The 17,497-nt window shown below is 68.2% G+C and carries 14 protein-coding genes; 3 read left to right on the top strand and 11 right to left on the bottom strand.

Annotated elements, in window-relative coordinates:
* From JHD80_RS05375 to JHD80_RS05355, 5 genes are all read right to left on the bottom strand, one after another.
* Window positions 1-692: glycosyltransferase family 4 protein (locus JHD80_RS05375; protein ID WP_199085347.1), on the bottom strand; the 692-nt coding region annotated here is incomplete at its 3' end.
* Window positions 692-1,918 (bottom strand): glycosyltransferase family 4 protein, encoded by a 1,227-nt coding sequence (locus tag JHD80_RS05370; RefSeq protein ID WP_199085346.1) that lies wholly within the window; start codon window positions 1,916-1,918, stop codon window positions 692-694. The genes JHD80_RS05370 and JHD80_RS05375, both read right to left, overlap by 1 nt.
* Window positions 1,915-2,760 (bottom strand): polysaccharide deacetylase family protein, encoded by an 846-nt coding sequence (locus tag JHD80_RS05365; protein WP_248311402.1) that lies wholly within the window; start codon window positions 2,758-2,760, stop codon window positions 1,915-1,917. The genes JHD80_RS05370 and JHD80_RS05365 overlap by 4 nt, the downstream gene beginning before the upstream one ends.
* Complete coding sequence (locus tag JHD80_RS05360) at window positions 2,753-4,072, bottom strand: O-antigen ligase family protein (protein WP_199085345.1); 1,320 nt, start codon at window positions 4,070-4,072, stop codon at window positions 2,753-2,755. Before JHD80_RS05360 ends, JHD80_RS05365 begins: the two co-directional genes overlap by 8 nt.
* Window positions 4,069-5,493, bottom strand: coding sequence for a GumC family protein (locus JHD80_RS05355; protein WP_199085344.1), 1,425 nt, complete (start codon window positions 5,491-5,493; stop codon window positions 4,069-4,071). Before JHD80_RS05355 ends, JHD80_RS05360 begins: the two co-directional genes overlap by 4 nt.
* Window positions 5,494-5,725: 232 nt before the next feature.
* On the opposite strand from JHD80_RS05355, the gene JHD80_RS05350 reads away from it, so the two are divergent.
* A complete protein-coding gene (locus JHD80_RS05350; RefSeq protein ID WP_199085343.1) occupies window positions 5,726-7,015 on the top strand; it encodes a lipopolysaccharide biosynthesis protein in 1,290 nt (429 codons plus the stop codon).
* On the opposite strand, the gene JHD80_RS05345 is transcribed toward JHD80_RS05350, so the two are convergent.
* Both JHD80_RS05345 and JHD80_RS05340 read right to left on the bottom strand, forming a co-directional pair.
* Window positions 7,010-8,008, bottom strand: a complete 999-nt coding sequence (locus tag JHD80_RS05345) for a glycosyltransferase family 2 protein (protein WP_199085342.1) — start codon at window positions 8,006-8,008, stop codon at window positions 7,010-7,012. The genes JHD80_RS05350 and JHD80_RS05345 overlap by 6 nt on opposite strands.
* Window positions 8,009-8,018: 10 nt before the next feature.
* Window positions 8,019-9,158, bottom strand: coding sequence for a GNAT family N-acetyltransferase (locus JHD80_RS05340; RefSeq protein WP_199085341.1), 1,140 nt, complete (start codon window positions 9,156-9,158; stop codon window positions 8,019-8,021).
* A 499-nt stretch (window positions 9,159-9,657) separates the two neighbouring features.
* Here JHD80_RS05340 and JHD80_RS05335 point away from each other — a divergent pair, with 499 nt between their 5' ends.
* The gene (locus tag JHD80_RS05335; RefSeq protein WP_465246498.1) at window positions 9,658-12,012 is read left to right on the top strand and encodes a xanthine dehydrogenase family protein molybdopterin-binding subunit; all 2,355 of its coding nucleotides are present in this window, start codon (window positions 9,658-9,660) and stop codon (window positions 12,010-12,012) included.
* A gap of 57 nt (window positions 12,013-12,069) precedes the next feature.
* A complete protein-coding gene (ald, locus tag JHD80_RS05330) occupies window positions 12,070-13,185 on the top strand; it encodes an alanine dehydrogenase (protein ID WP_199085340.1) in 1,116 nt (371 codons plus the stop codon).
* 10 nt (window positions 13,186-13,195) lie between these two features.
* Here the strand turns inward: ald and JHD80_RS05325 are convergent, their stop codons facing one another.
* Genes JHD80_RS05325 through JHD80_RS05310 form a run of 4 tightly spaced genes read right to left on the bottom strand, consistent with a single transcriptional unit; the run spans window position 13,196 to window position 17,423 of the window.
* A complete protein-coding gene (locus JHD80_RS05325) occupies window positions 13,196-14,500 on the bottom strand; it encodes an FtsX-like permease family protein (RefSeq protein ID WP_199085339.1) in 1,305 nt (434 codons plus the stop codon).
* Complete coding sequence (locus JHD80_RS05320) at window positions 14,497-15,207, bottom strand: ABC transporter ATP-binding protein (RefSeq protein ID WP_199085338.1); 711 nt, start codon at window positions 15,205-15,207, stop codon at window positions 14,497-14,499. Before JHD80_RS05320 ends, JHD80_RS05325 begins: the two co-directional genes overlap by 4 nt.
* Window positions 15,185-15,652 carry a hypothetical protein gene (locus JHD80_RS05315; RefSeq protein WP_199085337.1) on the bottom strand — a complete coding sequence of 156 codons (468 nt, stop codon included), beginning with the start codon at window positions 15,650-15,652 and terminating at the stop codon, window positions 15,185-15,187. Before JHD80_RS05315 ends, JHD80_RS05320 begins: the two co-directional genes overlap by 23 nt.
* Window positions 15,653-15,680: 28 nt before the next feature.
* Window positions 15,681-17,423: an alkaline phosphatase gene (locus JHD80_RS05310; RefSeq protein WP_199085336.1), complete on the bottom strand. Its 1,743-nt coding sequence runs from the start codon at window positions 17,421-17,423 to the stop codon at window positions 15,681-15,683.
* Window positions 17,424-17,497 lie beyond the last annotated feature (74 nt).

Raw genomic sequence — 17,497 nt, 5'->3', positions numbered from 1 at the left:
GCGAAGGCCTCGATCAGGTCGAGATGCCGCTTCTCCTCGACGATCCTGCCGACGGACAGGACATAGCGCTGCGGCCGGACCTGGATGCGGTCGAGATAGGACGTGTCGGGATCGGCTTGTACAGGGCTCTCGACGCCGTTCGGGATGAAAGTCGCGCCCACGCCGAACTTGCGCCGAACGGCGTCGACGATCGCCTTGGATACGCCGATATTCGCGTGGGAGAACAGCATTCCCATCGCCTCCCCCGTCCGCAGGATCAATCTGGCGACGGGCCCCCATTTCTGGCGTTCGTAGTCGAAGCCGTGATGGGTCACTACGACATGCAGGCCGAGAAGCCGCGCCAGCGGGGTCAGCAGCGCCGGCCCGATCGCATGGATATGGACGAGGTCCGGATTGCCGCGGGCCGCGACGAAGAGGCCCAGCGTCGTATGCAGCAGGGCTTCGAAACTGCGCGAGCGCGGCGTCCAGACCGGCCTGACGGTGACGCCTTTCCAGACATAGGGCCTTTGCGAGGGCAGGTAGGGCGCGCGGCCGAGCACCTCGACCCGCCAGCCGCGTTCCGCCAGGCGCGTCGCGATCGCGGCGACATGGGTCTCGACGCCGCCCTGGATCTCGGGCACGCCGCGCAGGCCGACGAAGACGATCTTTCGCGCCGGCGAATGGGCGGGGATCGGCGGGATCAGGGTGTACATCAGCAGATCGCCTCGTACAGGGTGAGGGTGCGTTCGCGGTATCGACCGGGCGAGAATTCGCGGCCGACCCAGTCGCGGCCGTGGGCGCCCATCCGGATGCGTGCGGTGGGGGAGAGCGCCGCGAGGGCGGCCATCGCCTCGGCCAGCGCCGCGGCATTGCCGGATTCGACGAGCAGGCCGGTTTCGCCCTCCGCGATCAGCTCGGGAATGCCGCCGATCCGGGCGCCGATGACCGGCCGGCCGAGCGCATAGGCCTCGAGCAGGCTGATCGGCGCGTTCTCGTACCATTCCGAGGGCAGGACCAGCGCCAGTGCTTCGCCGATCAGGCGCTGCAGGGCCGGCTTGTCGAGATGGCCGGCGAAGACGACGTCGGTGCCGAAATGCTCCGCGAGCCGACGCAGGCGCTCCTCTTCCGGGCCGCTGCCGGCGAGGACCAGTTTCTGGCGCGCCAGCGCGGCGGCCCGCAGGAGCGTGGCCAGCCCCTTCTCCGGCGCGAGCCGCCCGGCATATACGAAATAGCCGCCTTCGTCGGCCGCAGGCGCATAGGCGCTCGCATCGATGCAGTTCGGGATATGGGCGATGCGATCGGCATCCCAGCCCCAGGCGACGAGCTTGTCGCGATAGAACCGGCTCGGCGCGATCAGGCGGTCGAGCGTATCGCGATAGAGTCCGAGGCTGCGATGGACCAGCGTCTCCATCAGCACCAGCCCGCTCACGATCGCCGAATCCTTGACGCAGCGATGCAGCAGGACGTTGTGGATGCGTCCACCCCGGCAGCGCTCGCAGACAATGCCGCGGCTCAGCATCTTGTAAGCCGGGCAGGCGACCTTCAGATCATGCGCCGTCATCACCAGCGGCACGCCTTCCGCCTTGAGCGTGCCGAAGATCGAGGGGGAGATGTGGTGGTAGACGTTGTGGGCATGCGCCACGCTCGGCCGCGCCCGCCCGATCAGCGCGCGGATGTTCCGGCGCGCCTCCAGCGAAAACACGATCTTGGCGGCCTGCCGCGCCTTGGTGAGAGGCCCGCTCGCCCGGCCGTACTCGATCTCGGACACGAAATGCCCGGCCCACGGGCTCGGCAGGTTGGCGGGGTGCTGCATCGCGAAAGGCACGACGTCCCAGCCGGCCGCGATGAACAGGTCGATATGGTCGAGAAAGACGCTCTCGGCGCCGCCGCGGCGGTAGAAGTAGTTGTTGATGGCGAGGAGCCGCCGGGTCTGCGTCATCGCCGCTGCTCCCCCGGGTTCGTCTGTCCCGGCCCGATCCGCCGCAGGCCCATATGGTCGAGTGCCGCATCCACGGTCAGGATCCGGCAGCCGCGGGCGATCGCGTAGCCGACGAGCAGATGGAAACTGGGCGCCGTGCAGCCATGTGGCGTCGGCCGCGGCGAGACGTCATGGGTGAAGAAGATCAGCCAGCCGGGATCGGCGACGAGCGCATCGATCCAGCGGCCGAGCCCGAGCACGTGCTGCTGTGGCTGCCGGATCTCGACCGCCCGCAGGAAGGTGGGGTCGGTCGGGCCGCGGTTGATCCCTTCGCCGGCGGCCCGGCAACTGCGGAAGCTGCAGGCGAGAAGCGCTCGCTTGCTGAAGGAGCCGGCATTGTAGGGATAGGCGAAATTGCGCGGTGCGGGCCGCGGATCGATCGCGTCGAGATAGGCGGCGTTGCGGGCGAGGTCGTCGGTCAGGGCGGGTTCGTCAACCTGCCTGATGTCGTGATGCCCGAAGCTGTGGCAGCCGATCTCGTGGCCGCGTGCCGCAAGCTCCCGGCAGCCTTTCCGGTCGATCAGGGTGCGGCCGGGCTCGACCTGCCCCTCCAGCCCGCCCGAAATATAGAAGGTGCCGCGGGCGCCGTTGGCTTCGAGGATGGCAGCGCCGACATCGAGGGCGGAATCCGGAACGTCGTCGAAGGTGAAGGAGACGATCGGCTCCTGCCTGGGGACCTCCATGGTCTCGCGCGGGATGGCGCGGATCAGCCGGTTCTCCATGCGGCCGGCGAACTGGTCGAGCTGCGCCGACAGGCGGGCGAGGCGTGCCGGCCGGGCCGGCATTCCCGATGCCTCAAGCATGGGCCGCCTCCATCTCGCCAGGATGGTTCGCCGACTCGCGGATTTCATGCGCGCTCGCCTGGAGATGCAGGCCGAAGATCGCGACGACCAGCATGAACCAGATCAGGCTGCCGGACTGGAAGAACAGGCTTTCGACGCAGGCCGCGAGGATGCCGTAGAGCCAGATCCGCACGAACAGGCGGGTCAGCGCCGGGTCGTTGGCGGTCGCCTCCGCCCGGTTGATGGCCCGCAGCGGCAGCCAGACGACGAGGACGAGCGTCAGGACGAGGCCGGGAAGGCCGGTGGTGATCGCCATGTCGAGATAGGCGTTGTGGCCGTTGAAGGCAGCGTAGGCCCAGCCCGCCGCCGCGCCGCCCTTGTGGACCATCGCGTCGGTCTGCCAGAACAGTTGGAAGCCATGGCCGGACAAGGGCCTGTCGAGGGCGGCGGTGGCGCCTATCTTCCAGATGTCGATGCGGTTGGTGAAGGTCGGGTCGACGCCGAGCCCGGCGACGAGGTCACGCATCGCGGGCGACATCGCGCAGCCGATCGTCAGGATGTTGAAGGTGGCGATCCCCAGCACGACCATCGGTGTGCGGATGGCGCGCCAGCGCTCGAAGGCCCAGGCGATGGCAAGGATGCCGGGCAGGGCCGCGATCGCGGATTTCCCGCCGGTTTGGGCGAGGAACACGGCCGCCAGCAGGACCATCAGCCCGCCGACGAGGCGCCGGCCGGTGCCGAACAGGTAGAGGCCGACGAAGCTGATCACCACCATCGCCGCGGCGGCTGCGTTCTTATGGGCGAAATGGCCGCGCCAGAGCCCGGCATTCATCGGCTCGCGCACCTCGCTGGCCTGATGGACCGCGACATGCGGCAACAAGGCGACGCCGAGATAGGCGAGCGCCAGAGCCACGCAGCAGCACAGCGCGAGCATGCCGGCGAACTGGCGCTCGGAGCGCGGCAGCAGCAGCAGGGCGCTGCCGTTCACGATCGTCAGCATCGCCAGGAAGACACGCTTGAGCGCGAGATCGGGCTGTGCGGAGAGGGCCGAGACGATGCCGAACCAGATCAGCATCATGATCAGGATGCCGCGCGGCCGGGCGGCCAGATGGCGCGCGCTCGACCGGAAGACGGTGAACCACAGCGCCGCCGTCAGCCCGAGATAGACGATCTGGTTGATGGCGTTCGACTTGGTCGTCGCGGCATCGCTGGTGGCGACGGCCGAGAGATCGATGAACGGCGTCAGCGTGACCAGGTAGAACAGCATCGTCGCGGTGAAGAGCAGGGGCGCGGCGATGCCGGCGGCCGGGCGCGGTTGCGTTGGGTCCATCATGGCGTTGCACTCCCGCGGATGGCACGGAGATAGCCGCGCCCGGCGAGCGCGCCCGCGGCGAGCAGCAGGCCGAGCACAAGGCCGGCGCCGGCTGCGACAATCGGGCGGGGCGGCCAGCTCGGCCGCAGAGGCGCGGCGGCCGGCGTGATCACGCGCACATCCGTGGCGTCGATCTGCTGGCGCTGCGCGGTCTCGCCGGCCCGCGTCAGGAAGGTCTGGTAGAGCGCGGTCCGCGCGGCGGCCTCGCGCTCGAGCTCGCGCAGCCTGACCAGCGCCTGGTCGTCGATCGAGACATTGCCGCGCAGGGCCTTCGTCTCGGCGTTCAGCGTGTCGAGCGCGCGCTGCGCCTGGTCGAGCTCGATGCGGGCGGCGCGCCGCAAGCGCTCGGTCTCGGCTTTGATAGCTTTCGCCAGAGCGTCGGCTTCCGCAAGCACGTTCGTCAGCGACGGATGGCGCGGCCCGAGCGTCTTGGAGAGCACCGCGACCTGCCGGCGCAGGCCGGCTTCGTCGGCCAGCAAGCCGGCGAGCGTCTGCGACTGGACGGCGCCACCCTGCACGCCCTGCGTCGAGACCGAGCGCGACACCTCACTGTAGCGCGCCGCTGCCTCGGCCATGCGTGCCTTGGCGTCGGTCAGCTTGGCGCTCATCCGCTCCAGCGCTTCCGAGCTGAGCGGCTGCTTCGACAGGCCCTGCTGCAGGCCATGCGTCCGGCGGAAATCCTCGACCCGGTCTTCCGCTTCGGTCGCGGCTGCCTTGATCTCGCCGAGCCGGGAGGCCAGCCCTTGCGCCGCACGCCCGACACGCTCGGCATCGGCCCGCACGATCTCGGCGCGGAAGGTCTCGGCGATGGCGTTGGCGAGCCGGGCCGACAGTGTGGCATCGCTCGCCCAGACCGACACGGACACGACATAGGAGCGTTCCTGCCGGGTGACCGTGACGCGTCTTGCGACGGTGCGCGCGAGATCGGCCGCGTCCATCGGCCGGTCGGCGCTGCGCAGGACGTCCGGCAGCCAAGGGCTGGGCGCGAATTCGCGATCGTTCCCGAGGTCGAGCGCGTCGACGACCCGCCGCAGGACATTACCCGAAGCGATCATCCGCATCTTGCTCTCGACATCCAGGATCTGGCTGTCGCTCTGGATATTGGCCGCGTAGAGGTCGTTCGGGGCGATCAGCAGGTTGGACGGCGCGATCGTCAGTTCCGTCGTCGCGGTGAAGCGGGGCGTCACGAGCTGGCCGGCAGCGGCGGCGGCGACGGCGCCGGAAAGCCCTGCGACCGCCAGCCAGGGCCAGCCGCCGAGAATCCAGCCCAGGACCCGTGTCGGGCTGATCGCAGCAGCCGGCGGGAGGGTCCTTTCGACGGCGCGTCGATAAGGGACATCGTTCCCGCCCGGCATCGGGCTGGTTTCGGTCGTGGCGTACATGTCGGTCTGCGTCAGTGAGAGGGGGAGCTGGCCTTGCGGCTTGCCGGGCGCGGCGCTGCGCCGGGCGGGCTGGCGAGGTTGGCGGCGACCATCTTGAGCATAGGTCCTCCAGAACTTGCGTTCTCTGCAGTTCTACATCTTCAGATTGAAGTAATCCTTATTCGATAAGAAAATACAACCTATGGTAGTGTTTTCAATTAAACGTTAACCTTAACTTGGGGCGATGCTGACGATGTCCGGACTTGTCGCGAACGAGCGGTTGCAGCGCCTTCGCCCCGCCCTCGTCGGTTATCTCTTGTCGAGCGGCGCGCTGGCTTCGGCCGCGCTCTCCCAGCTCGTGACCTTCGCGATCCTGGCTCGCGCGCTCGGGCCGCTGGAGTTCGGCCTGTTCGTGCAGATATCCGCGGTCACCGCCATTGCGGTCCAGCTCTGCGGCCTGGGCGCCTCCGATGGCCTGCTGCGCCGGGTCGCGCGCAAGCCGGGAAGCTACGCCGCGCTGCTCGGCCATAATCTCTGCCTGATCGCCCTCTCTGGTGTGGTGCTCGTATCCGGCGGCGCCATCGCGCTATCGGCTTGGCTCCGGATCGGCACCGGCCCTTCGGTGGGCGCCGGCACCTTGGTGCTGCTGCTCTTCGGCAATGTCGTGGTCGTCCGGGTGATCCTGCTCGTCGAGACTGCGTTCCTCGGTCTCGGCCGGTTCGATCAGGCCAATCGCACGGTCGCCGGCTTCGCCCTGATGCGCATGGCCGTGGCAGGGCTGGCCTGCCAGGTGTTCGGGGTATCGACGCTGGCGGAATGGGCGATCTGGCAATTCGCTGGATATCTCCTTTACGCCTTGGCCGGTGCCGTTTCGCTGCGGCGGTTCGGCCGGCCTCGTTTCGCGATCCTGCGCGAGGAACTGGTGCCCGGCCTCCTGTTCGCTTCGCAATTCGCGATGCGGGCCATCCGCGCGAATGTCGACCTCCTGGTGATCGGGCTGTTCGCACCGCTCGCGACGGTCGGCAGCTACGGCGTCGCCCGGCGGATCGTGGATTCAAGCTATCTCGCGATCGATGCTCTCAACCGCTTGCTCTATCCGCGCCTGGCGCGGGCTAGTCGCGACGGCTTGCACAATGCCTTGCCGCTGACGAAACGCGCGCTGGTCGCGGCGCTTGGGCTGGGCCTCGCGACATGCCTTACCCTGTTCCTCCTGGCGCCCGAGCTCCCGGTGCTGTTCGGGCGGCACTATCAGGACCTCTCCTTCTTCGTGCGCTGCCTGTCCGGCACCATCATCCTCGTCGGCGCCTGGGCCGTGGCGGTCGATCTGCTCGGGGCGTCGGGGCGTCAGGATGCACGGGCCTGGATCCTGAACGGCGCCAACCTGCTGGGCAGCGCGCTCATCGCGGGGGCGACATGGCTCGCCGCGCCGGTCGGCACCTTCGTCGCGCTCTATCTGGTCGAAGGGGCGATCGCGGGAATCGCCTGGCTGGTGCTGCTACGACTCGTAAGGCGCAGCCGCTTGCGAGCCGGGGCGGGCCTATGAGGCATCCCTCACGATGCGGCTCTCGATCCAGGCGTCGGGAGCCTTGCGCGCCTGCAGGAAACCGAGCGGCAGGGCGGCGGCGTGGAACAGCCAGGCCACGACCGCATAGAGCCCGAGCGACAGGCTGCGCTGCCGCATGCTCATCAGGCCGATGATGCCGGCTGTCAGCGCCGCGTCGACGGCCAGGCCGATGATGGCATTCGGCATCGCGAAGGGCAGCGCGATTATCAGCGCCAGCCAGAGATAGACGCCGGCCCAGAGCTTCAGCTCCGGCAGGTCCGCAACCAGCTGCCGCCATTGCGGTTGGCCGAGTGCGGCGCGCAGCAATTCCCCGATCCCGCGCAGATAGCCCGATTTCCAGCGCCGCAGCAGCAGGGCATAGGCGTTGAGCTGATGCCCGAAATGGCGGACGAAGCGGCGGTCGAGCCGATGCAGGCCCCAGCCATGCATCCGCAAGCGCACGCCGAGCTCGAATTCCTCGTAGCCATGCAGGTTGCGGTCCGAGAGATACCCGGCCTGTTCGATCGCCGCGCGCCGATAGAGCCCGCCGCCATTCATGCGGTCGATCGCTCCCGTCCGGTTCTCCGGGGAGATGCGGCGCCCGCGCCGGACATATTCGAGGCTCGTGTCGTTCATCTCCTCGACATGACCGGTCACGCCGGCGATGCGGGGATGGGCGGTGAGGAAGGCAAGCGCTTCCGGCAGGAAGCCGGGATCGAGCAGCATGTCGCCATCCATCAGGCAGATGAAGGGCGCGCGGCTGTACTGAAAGCCGAGCTGCGGGCCGATACCGCAGCTCGGAGCGGTGGCGGCGTCGAGCTGGACGACGCGGATGGGGTAGCCGGCGGCGATGGCCAGCGTGCGGTCGCGTGAGCCGCCATCGGCCACGATGACCTCGCCGCCGATGCCATCGAGCGCGGCCAGAACGCTTTCGATGGCGGCGCCGATCCGCTCCTCCTCGTTGAGTGTCTTGAGGATAACCGAAACCGTCATCGCAGCCGCCTCAATCGAAATCGGTGAGGAGCCGGCTCCAGTCCTCGCCGGCAAGGCCGCCGAGATAAACGTCGCCGCGCGCCAGCGCTTCGTTGATCTCCGGAATCCGCGTCAGCGCGACGGTGAAGGCGCGGTGCCGGAAGACGAGCCAGCGCTGCAGCGAGAGCCCGGTCATCAGGGCCGCCTGCGCGCGCCCCCGCGCGTCGATATGGCCGGTCTCGTCGAGATGGCGGAACATCGCCTCGAGCACCGCGGATTCGCGGCCGGGCAGCGACAGTACGTTGAGGACATGCGCGGTCCGCCCCGGCGCCGCGTAATAGACGAAGCAGCCGATGATCGCGTTGCCGCGGTCGAGCACGGAGCGGATCGTGAAGGCGCCGAGCCTTGTGTTCTGGGCGGCCAGCGACACCAGCCAGAACAGCTCCTCCTCGGTCCAGAGCGGGCGCACCGCGTAATGGGCGATGAGCCGCGGTGCATGGACCAGGAAGGTCGGGACCGGCATGTCCGCGACGCGCGCGGCGCCTCGGTCGGGGCTCTCCTGCCGCGGGAGCAAGCGCCGCAGCAGGCTGTCGAGCGGGCGCGCGAGAACGGGCAGGCCTGGAAGCTTGCCGCGCAGGAAGCGCGTGTCGAAACGCCCTGCCAACGCTCCGACAGGCCGGAAGCTGCGAACCCATTCCAGGTTCTGCAGGGTGATCGGCTTGCCGCCGATCGCGAGGAGATGGCTGCAGCTCGTCGGCGAAGCACTGTCGCAGAAGGCGAAATCGGCGCGCCGCGGCCGCAGCGCGAGGATGAGCTGCGCCGCCCCCACGGCTTCCCTGTCGGCATCGGTCATGAAGACGCCGAGAAGCCGCCCGGGCACGATGTTCCCGCAGGCGACGAAGCGCATCGGCACGGCGAGCAGCGCGCTTCGGATCTGCCCGTCCTGCTGCTCATAGACCTGCGTCCCCACGGTCTCGCTATAGGACGGCGAGGCCAGCAGCAGCGTCCGTAGGTAATGTTGGAGGTCGGCGCCGGCCGGCTTGTCGGCTTGCCTGAAGACTTTCAGGAACAGCCGCGCGACGGCTGGCACATCCGAAGCCCTGATCGGCCTGACCGTGCCGCGCTGCGGGGGGCGGATGTCCGCGCGCCTGTCCGGCTCGACCAGCGTCATCGGGCCATGGCCTTAAAGGCAAAACTCAGCAGCAGCTTCGGTACGGGAACGGGCCGATCCGGCATTTGCAACGACCTCCTCATGGCCGGCGCCTTGGCCCCGGCGAAGCAGGGCGGGGCCATCTCGGGGCGAGGCGGTCCCGCTGCGTTGTGCAACCTATACGATCAATTTATGAGATATGCGTAAAGAACAGACGCATCGGACACTCGCGACCGCCGGCGAAGACTGACGCTGTTCCGAGGATGGCTCGGATCGCGGCGGCCCGTCCGGACCGCGGCCGGGCGAGGGGAGATTCGTGAAAGGCGCGCGCCGTCGAGCTACCTCCCGGTCAAGGGAGCTATGTCGCGGGCACAGGCGCCAATCCGCGCGAGCACGCCTATGATCGTTGCAGCCGGGACCGCCTTCCGAACGATGGCGGCACCGGAGCAGGGCCGAAGCGTTCCTTGCTGATCCGCTCAGGGTCACCGCTTCGGTCTTCATGCGACTATGGTGCCTCGCGATGAACATGCATGTTTCCCAGGCCGATCGCCCGGCAGGACGCGCCGCCGGAATCGGCCAGTCGCTCCCGCGCAAGGAGGACGCGATCCTCGTGCGCGGCGAGGGGCGCTATACCGACGATCTCGCGCTGGACGGCCAGCTTTACGCAGCCTTCGTCCGCAGCCCCTATGCGCATGGCATCATCCGCGGCATCGATACGACCGATGCCAAAGCGATGAAGGGCGTCGTCGCGATCTACACGGCTGGTGACCTCGATGGGCAGGGCTATGGCGCGCTGAAATGCGTGATGGACCTGCCGAACCGTGACGGAAGCGCGATGAAGAAGCCGGTCCGGCATGCGCTGACGGCCGACAAGGTGCGTTTCGTCGGCGATCCCGTCGCGATGGTCGTTGCCCGGACAGTGCAGCAGGCGCGCGACGCCGCCGAGGCGGTGTCGCTCGATATCGACGTCCTGCCCGCCGTCACCTCTGCCGAGGCGGCGCTCGCGCCCGATGCGCCCCAGCTTTTCGACGACGTCCCCGGCAATTTGATCCTCGACTATCATTTCGGCGAAGCCGACAAGGTCGCGGCGGCTTTTGCCGAAGCCGCGCATGTCACCAAGGTGCGGATCGTCAACAACCGCATCATCGTGAACCCGATCGAGCCGCGCGCCGCGATCGGCACCTATGACCGCAAGACGAAGCGCTACACGCTCCATGCTCCCAGCCAGGGCGCCTTCGGCATGCGCAACAACCTCGCCGCGGCGATGGGCGTGCCGCAGGACAAGATGCACCTCATCACCGGCCATGTCGGCGGCTCCTTCGGCATGAAGTCGGCGGTGTTCCCGGAATATGTCGTGCTGCTCCATGCGGCGCGGCTGCTGAACAAGCCGGTGAAATGGGCCGACCAGCGCTCCGAGAGCTTCGTCTCCGATCATCACGGCCGCGACATGGTGTTCGAGGCCGAGCTCGCCCTCGATTCACGCGGTCGCTTCCTCGCGACGCGCTTCACCGGCTTCGGCAACATGGGCGGATATCTCTCGCCGCCCGGCCCGCTGATGGCCACGCTGAACATCGGCAAGAACAGCGTTGGCATGTACCGCACGCCGCTGGTCGAGGTGCAGACGCGCTGCGCCGTCACCAACACCGTGCCGATCGCGGCCTATCGCGGGGCAGGGCGCCCCGAAGGCAATTATTTCATGGAGCGACTGATCGACACCGCCGCCCGCGAGATGGGAATCGACCGCGCCGTCATCAGAAGCCGCAACCTGATCGCGCCCAGGCAATTGCCGTGGAAGACGCCGATCGGCACCGTCTATGACAGCGGCGACTTCCCGGCGCTCTTCGCAAGGGCGTTGGAAGCGGCCGACTGGAAGGGCTACCGGGCGCGCGAACGTGCCAGCCGCAAGGCCGGCAAGCTGCGTGGCCGCGGCATCGGCTGCTATCTCGAGGTCACCGCACCGCCGAGTAACGAGATGGGCGGCATCCATTTCGAGCCGGACGGGACGGTCACCATCGTCACCGGCACGCTCGACTACGGGCAGGGCCACTGGACGCCCTTCGCCCAGGTGCTGACCAGCCAGCTCGGCGTGCCCTTCGACAAGATCAAGCTGGTGCAGGGTGACAGCGACCGCTTGATCGCGGGCGGCGGCACCGGTGGCTCGAAATCGATCATGGCAAGCGGCTCGGCCATCATCGAGGCGAGCGAACGCGTCATCGAGAAGGGCAAACTCCTCAGCGCGCATGTCCTCGAAGCGGCCGTCGCCGATATCGAATTCACCGACGGCCGCTTCGGCATCGCCGGAACCGACCGCTCGATCGGCATCATGGAACTCGCCCGGACGCTGCAGGCGGGCCTGTCCCTACCGGATGATCTGCCCAACACGCTCGATGTCGATCACGTCTTCAAGGAGGCGCCCTCGGCCTATCCCAATGGCTGCCATATCGCCGAGGTCGAGATCGATCCCGATACCGGCCATGTCGAGATCGTCGGCTATGTCATGGTCAATGATTTTGGGGTGCTGGTGAACCCGATGATCGTCGAGGGCCAGCTCCATGGCGGCGTCGTCCAGGGCATCGGCCAGGCGATCTGCGAGATGACCTCCTATGACGAGGACGGACAGCTCAGGACCGGCTCCTATATGGACTACGCGATGCCGCGCGCCGCCGACGTGCCCTTCTTCACCTTCATCAGCGAGGGCGTGCCGACCCGGACCAATCCGGTCGGCGCCAAGGGCTGCGGCGAGGCCGGCTGCGCCGGCTCGCTGCCTTCGGTGATGAACGCGATCGTCGATGCCCTCTCGCCGCATGGCGTGCGCCATATCGACATGCCGGCGACGCCGCTGGCGATCTGGAGGGCGATCCACGCGAAGGCCTGACGGCGCGCCGGCACGGGCGCAGGATCATAACAATCCAACGATAACGGGGAGGAAATCATGCGCGTCGGTGTGCCCAGGGAGATCAAGGTTCACGAATACCGGGTCGGGCTGACTCCGGAGGCCGTGCGCGAATATGCGGCGGCAGGCCACGAGATCCTCGTCGAGACCGGAGCCGGAGCAGGCATTTCCGCCTCGGACGCCGCCTATGAGGCCGCAGGCGCGAAGATCGTCGCGAGTGCCTCGGAGGTCTTCGCCAAAGCCGAGCTGGTCGTGAAGGTCAAGGAGCCGCAGCCCCAGGAATGGGTGCAGCTTCGCGAGGGCCAGATCCTCTTCACCTATCTCCATCTCGCGCCGGATCCGGAGCAGACGGCGGGGCTTCTCAAATCCGGGGTCACCGCGGTTGCCTATGAGACGGTGACCGACAAGGCGGGCGGCCTGCCTCTGCTAGCCCCGATGAGCGAGGTGGCGGGACGGCTCGCGATCGAGGCCGCCGGCCGCTGCTTGCAGCGCCATGCCGGCGGCCGCGGCGTGCTGATCGGCGGCGTGCCCGGTGTGTCGCCGGCGCGTATCGCCATCATCGGCGGCGGCGTCGTCGGCACCCATGCGGCGCGCATGGCAGCGGGCCTCGGCGCCGATGTCGTGATCCTCGATCGCTCGCTGCCACGGCTGCGGCAGCTCGACGAGCATTTCGCGGGCAGGGCGCGGACGCGCTTCTCCACGCTCCATGCGATCGAGGAGGAGATCCTCGCAGCGGACGTCGTGATCGGCGCCGTGCTCATTCCCGGCGCGGCGGCGCCGCGGCTCGTGTCACGCGCGCAACTCTCCCGGATGAAGCGCGGCGCGGTGCTCGTCGATGTCGCGATCGACCAGGGCGGCTGTTTCGAAACCTCCCATCCGACGACCCATGCCGATCCGACCTTCGAGGTCGACGGCGTGATCCATTACTGCGTCGCCAATATGCCGGGCGCCGTTCCGCTGACCTCCAGCTACGCGCTGAACAACGCCACGCTGCCCTTCGGACTGGCGCTCGCTGCCGGCGGCCTGGATGCGATCCGCAAGGACCCGCATCTCGCCGCGGGGCTGAACATCCATCGCGGCCAGATCACCAATGCGCAGGTCGCGGAAAGCCTGCACCAGCCATACAGGCCGGCAGAGGCAGCGCTGGCGGCCTGACGCTGCCGCTTCACTCGGCCCTGAGGCCGGAGAGCACGGGAGCCCGGTAGGATGCGAGGGCGGGGAGCGCGGCTAGGACGCTGCCCACCAGGCACAGCAACGCTGCCTGCGAGAGCTCGCCGATTCCCACGCTCGGCGAGAGCGAGAGCCCCGTGCGCGCGGCGACCAGACCGGACACCGCGTGAGTCGCGGCCAAGCCGAGGGCGAGCCCGAGCACGCAGCCGGCCGCGATCAGAAGCGCCGCGCCGAGCCAGGTCACCAGCAGGATATAGGAGCGCGGCGCGCCCAGCGCCCGCAAGGTCGCATAGCGCCGCCGCCGCAAGCTGTTGACAGCGATTAGGAGCAGGACGACGCTGAGCAGGATCAGCACGGTATTGGCCGCCGAGGCGACGACCAGCACCGAGCGGATGTCGCCGAGCGCACCATAGAGCGAGACCAGCACCTCGGCCGGGAAGAACGCCATCGTCCCGCCCTGCCGGTATTGGGCGCGCAATGCATAGGCGCCGGCCACGCTCTTCGGCTTGATCACGATGGCCGGCACGCCGGGCACGCGCTTGCCGTCGAAGGGCGGCCCGATGCGCTCTGCAGCTTCGGGGGGAGCACCTGCCTTCGTCGCCCCGGCCTGCCAGAAGGGCGCATCGCCCGCCGCCGTCTCGGAGGCATGGCCGTTGCCGAGGCCATGGACCTCCCAGACGCTTTCGATCGGGACGAGGATGGCGCGATCCCAGGGCGAGCCGAGCTTCGGCAAGCGGCCGACGACCGTATAGCCGTGGCCTTCATGGCGGTGAGCCTGCTCTTCGGGGTTGTCCTCACCGTGACGGCCCTGATTGCCGGCCGTGCCATGCGAAGGCGCGATCGTGTCGCCCAGGCGATAATTGACGTCGGCGCCGATCACGGCCTCGCCTTCCGCCGCGAAGAGGCGTCCTTCGCTGGGCGCGATCCTGCCCCAGCGGCCGGCGAAGGCGGCCGTGGTGCCGACGACGGGATAGCCGCGGCTGACATCGCCGAAGCCGAGGGGCGCGAAAGCGGCCACGCGCTCGTCCTGCGCCAGAGCCTGCAGGATGCGGCCGTCGAGCAGGGGCAGGGCGTCGGGCTGCAGATAGACCGCGGACATCACCAGTTGCGTCTGGCTTCCCGGCGCGCCGACGATCAGGTCGAAATCATCGGCGGCTCTCGCCGATCCCTGACGCAGCGCCCGTTCCTGCGCACCGATGGCGATGCCGCTGGCGATCGCGATCGCGACCAGCAGCACGATGGCCGGCGCGGTCCAGCGCAGCGCCCGCAGATCCGCCAGGAGCATCGGGAACGGGTTCATGCGGCGTGTCCGGCGGCAACAGGCGTGAGGTCCAGGCGCCGGTCCATCCGCGCCAGCAGCGTGGCGTCATGTGAGGCGCAGATCAGGCTGGCGCCGCGGCGGGCCGCGGCCTCCACCAGCAAGGCGCCGATGGCATCGCCGCGCGCGGCATCGAGGCTCGCGGTCGGCTCGTCGGCGAGGAGGAGGGCGGGTTCGCCGAAAAGGGCGCGCGCGATGGCGACGCGCTGCTGCTCGCCGCGCGACAGGAGGGCAGCCCGGCGGCGCGGATCGGCAAGCCCCATCTGCTCGGCAAGGTCGAGCGCGCGGCGCCGGCCCGTTGCATCCAGCCGCCAGGACGAGAAGCTGGCGGGAAGTGCGATATTCGCGGCGACATCGAGTTCAGGAACGAGATGAAAATCCTGGAACACGAAGCCGATCGTGCGCCGCCGCCAGCGGTCCCGCTCGCTCTCGCCCAATGCGGAGATCACGATATCGCCCCAGCACACACGCCCGGCGCTCGGCGTTATCAGGCCCGCGACGAGATGCAGGAGCGAGCTCTTGCCGCTACCGGAAGGACCGCTGACGCCGAGGCTGGTGCCTGGTTCGAGCGTCAGGGCGGGGATCGCGAGGATGCTGAAGGAGCGGCCATCGCCATCCCTGCGATCGAGCGCCAGCCGGTCGAGGACCAGCGTCTCGGCGCGCCGGTCAGGCAAGGGCGAAGGCGGCATGCGTGACCCGGATCTGGCTGACGAAGCCGGTCTCGGCATCGGTCGCGGAGCCGATTTCGAGCCGGCCGGTCACGACGACCTTGCGCCCGGCGCTGACCATCGCCGTTTCGTTCTGCATGAACACGACGACGATATCGACCGGCCAATCGGCATCAGACTGGCAGAACGGACAGATCGCCAGCGGCTCGCGCGTCAGCACGAAGAAATGGCTCTCCGGCTTCAGCGGCGGCGCCATATACCCGACGATACGCACGTCCTTGCCGCGCAGCGCCGTCACCCTGTCGGAGAATTCGAAGCCGAGCACGCCGAAGGATTTGTAGAGGCCGTCGAAGGCGATGGTCTCCGTGTCCGCCGCGGTGGCGGCACGGTCGAAAAGGCTCGCCGCCGCGAGGCCAAAGACGGCTCCGCGGCGGGTCAAGTTTGCAAGGGGGCGCTGCCGGCGCATCGATGCCTCCGTCGCCCCGATCATCGACTCATTGGCCGCCGAGCGCCAGCGCTTCGGTCATCACGCGGAACACGAAGGTGTTCGGCTTGTGGCCGCGGAACTTCTCCGCGCCCGGGCCCATTGCCGTCAGGATGACGTCGTCGGCCGCATGCACGCCGCTATTGGCGTCGAAGGGCAGGTTGCCGGTCTTGCGCGCGGCGAGCGGACCCGAGCAGTCCTTCTCGTTGGCGATGTTGGTCTTGCCGTCCGGACCCTTCACGGCCGGGACGCGCTCGCCGTCCATCGCGGGGCGGCCGGTGTCGCAGGTGTCGGGATAGGAACCGTAGACCACGGCGAGGCGGCGCGAGGTATTCACGTCGGTGGGATAGCCCTCGGCGTCGAGCGGGCCGTAATTCGGCGGGAGCGACTCGTTGTAGACGCCGAGCTTGTCGCGCAGGAGCTGGCCGGGGCGGCTGTCGTCATAGGTGCCGATGATCGACATCGGGTGGGAGTGGTCCGGCACGACGATGATCAGCGTGTCGTTGCGCTCGCCGGCGAAGTCCTTGGCGACCTTGACGGCGTTGTCGAGCATGATCGTGTCGAAGACCGAGCGTTCCCAGTCGAGCGAGTGGCTGTACTTGTCGATACGGGCGGATTCGACCATCAGCAGGAAGCCTTCCGGGTTGCCCTTGAGCATCTCGATCGCGGCCTTGGTCTGCTCCACGACGTCGGGCTGGTCCGGGAATTTCGAGATCGTGCCCTTCTTGGCCAGGCGCAGGTCGAAGGCGCCGTCGATATTGCCGGTGTTGTAGAGGCCGAGCAGCTTCTTGGTGCCGCCGGAGACCGCGGCGTTCATCTCGGTCTTGCTGGTGGCGAGCGTGTAGCCGGCCTCCTTGAACTTGGCGATGAAGTCTTGCTCGTCCGTGCGCTTCGAGCCCGGCGTCATCTTGCTCAGGAAGTTTGGCGAGCCGCCGCCCATGATCACGTCCGGCTTCACGGCGTAGAACATCTCGACGATGTCGTTGAAGTCGGAGCGGCGGCGGGTATGGGCGACCATGGAGGCCGGGGTGGCGTCCTCGATCTCGGAATTGGTGACGACGCCGACCGCCATGCCGGTCTTGCGCTTGACCACCTCGGCGATGGTCTCGACCTTGGGATGGTCGAGGGTCAGCGCGTTCTTGGCGCAGTAGACGCCGAGCGCATTGACGCAGGACTTGTGGCCGGTGGTGTAGGCATGCGCCGCATTGGCGCTGTCGGTGACGATCGAGTCGGTGCCGGAGGTCGAGATCAGCGCCATGTTGGACATGTCGTCCATGGCGAGCTCGCCGTCATATTTGCCCTCCTTCCAGCCCTTGGAGAGGATGCGGGCGGCGGTGCGGTTGGCGACCGTCATGCCGTCGCCGATGAAGAGGATGACGTTCTTGGCGCGGCGCGGCTGGGCCGTGGCGAAGACGTCCCAGTTGACGACCGCCTTGTTGCCGCCCTGCGTCGCTTCCACCACGTAGCGGCCGGCCGGCAGCGAAGCGCCGCGCAGCCACAGCGCCGAATGCTTCTGGCCTTCCTCGCTCTGGATGAAATTGGTCGGGCGGCCGAGCACCTCGGCGGCGGGCTTGCCGTTGATGGTGACGCTGACATCGGCCGAGGTCGGCGCGTTCGGGAACTCGACCTTGAAGTCGAAGCGCGAGCCTTCGAGGATTTCGGCACGATCGATCGGGTAGATCGTCTGGGCGATCGCCGAACCGCCCATGAGGCTCGTGGTCAAGGCCGCGGCCAGCAAGCAAGATGCGCGCATGTCATTCTCCGGATGTGCCCTCGGGCCGATCGCGGCAGCCCTTAGAACCGGCATATGACAGTTTCATCAAACGG

Origin of the sequence: Allobosea sp. ASV33 (assembly GCF_016428755.1) — a bacterium.
Lineage (GTDB): Bacteria > Pseudomonadota > Alphaproteobacteria > Rhizobiales > Beijerinckiaceae > Allobosea.
The sequence above is the reverse complement of the archived record's forward strand: the minus strand, read 5'-3'. Positions and strand labels throughout refer to the sequence as shown.

What these genes read in the sequence shown, in the direction of transcription:
- JHD80_RS05355 (WP_199085344.1), bottom strand. Translation starts at nt 5,493, where the DNA reads ATGTACGCCACGACCGAAACCAGCCCGATGCCGGGCGGGAACGATGTC.
- JHD80_RS05325 (WP_199085339.1), bottom strand. Translation starts at nt 14,500, where the DNA reads ATGAACCCGTTCCCGATGCTCCTGGCGGATCTGCGGGCGCTGCGCTGG.
- JHD80_RS05345 (WP_199085342.1), bottom strand. Translation starts at nt 8,008, where the DNA reads ATGACGGTTTCGGTTATCCTCAAGACACTCAACGAGGAGGAGCGGATC.
- JHD80_RS05320 (WP_199085338.1), bottom strand. Translation starts at nt 15,207, where the DNA reads ATGCCGCCTTCGCCCTTGCCTGACCGGCGCGCCGAGACGCTGGTCCTC.
- JHD80_RS05350 (WP_199085343.1), top strand. Translation starts at nt 5,726, where the DNA reads ATGTCCGGACTTGTCGCGAACGAGCGGTTGCAGCGCCTTCGCCCCGCC.
- JHD80_RS05360 (WP_199085345.1), bottom strand. Translation starts at nt 4,072, where the DNA reads ATGATGGACCCAACGCAACCGCGCCCGGCCGCCGGCATCGCCGCGCCC.
- JHD80_RS05370 (WP_199085346.1), bottom strand. Translation starts at nt 1,918, where the DNA reads ATGACGCAGACCCGGCGGCTCCTCGCCATCAACAACTACTTCTACCGC.
- JHD80_RS05335 (WP_465246498.1), top strand. Translation starts at nt 9,658, where the DNA reads ATGAACATGCATGTTTCCCAGGCCGATCGCCCGGCAGGACGCGCCGCC.
- JHD80_RS05315 (WP_199085337.1), bottom strand. Translation starts at nt 15,652, where the DNA reads ATGCGCCGGCAGCGCCCCCTTGCAAACTTGACCCGCCGCGGAGCCGTC.
- JHD80_RS05340 (WP_199085341.1), bottom strand. Translation starts at nt 9,158, where the DNA reads ATGACGCTGGTCGAGCCGGACAGGCGCGCGGACATCCGCCCCCCGCAG.
- ald (WP_199085340.1), top strand. Translation starts at nt 12,070, where the DNA reads ATGCGCGTCGGTGTGCCCAGGGAGATCAAGGTTCACGAATACCGGGTC.
- JHD80_RS05310 (WP_199085336.1), bottom strand. Translation starts at nt 17,423, where the DNA reads ATGCGCGCATCTTGCTTGCTGGCCGCGGCCTTGACCACGAGCCTCATG.
- JHD80_RS05365 (WP_248311402.1), bottom strand. Translation starts at nt 2,760, where the DNA reads ATGCTTGAGGCATCGGGAATGCCGGCCCGGCCGGCACGCCTCGCCCGC.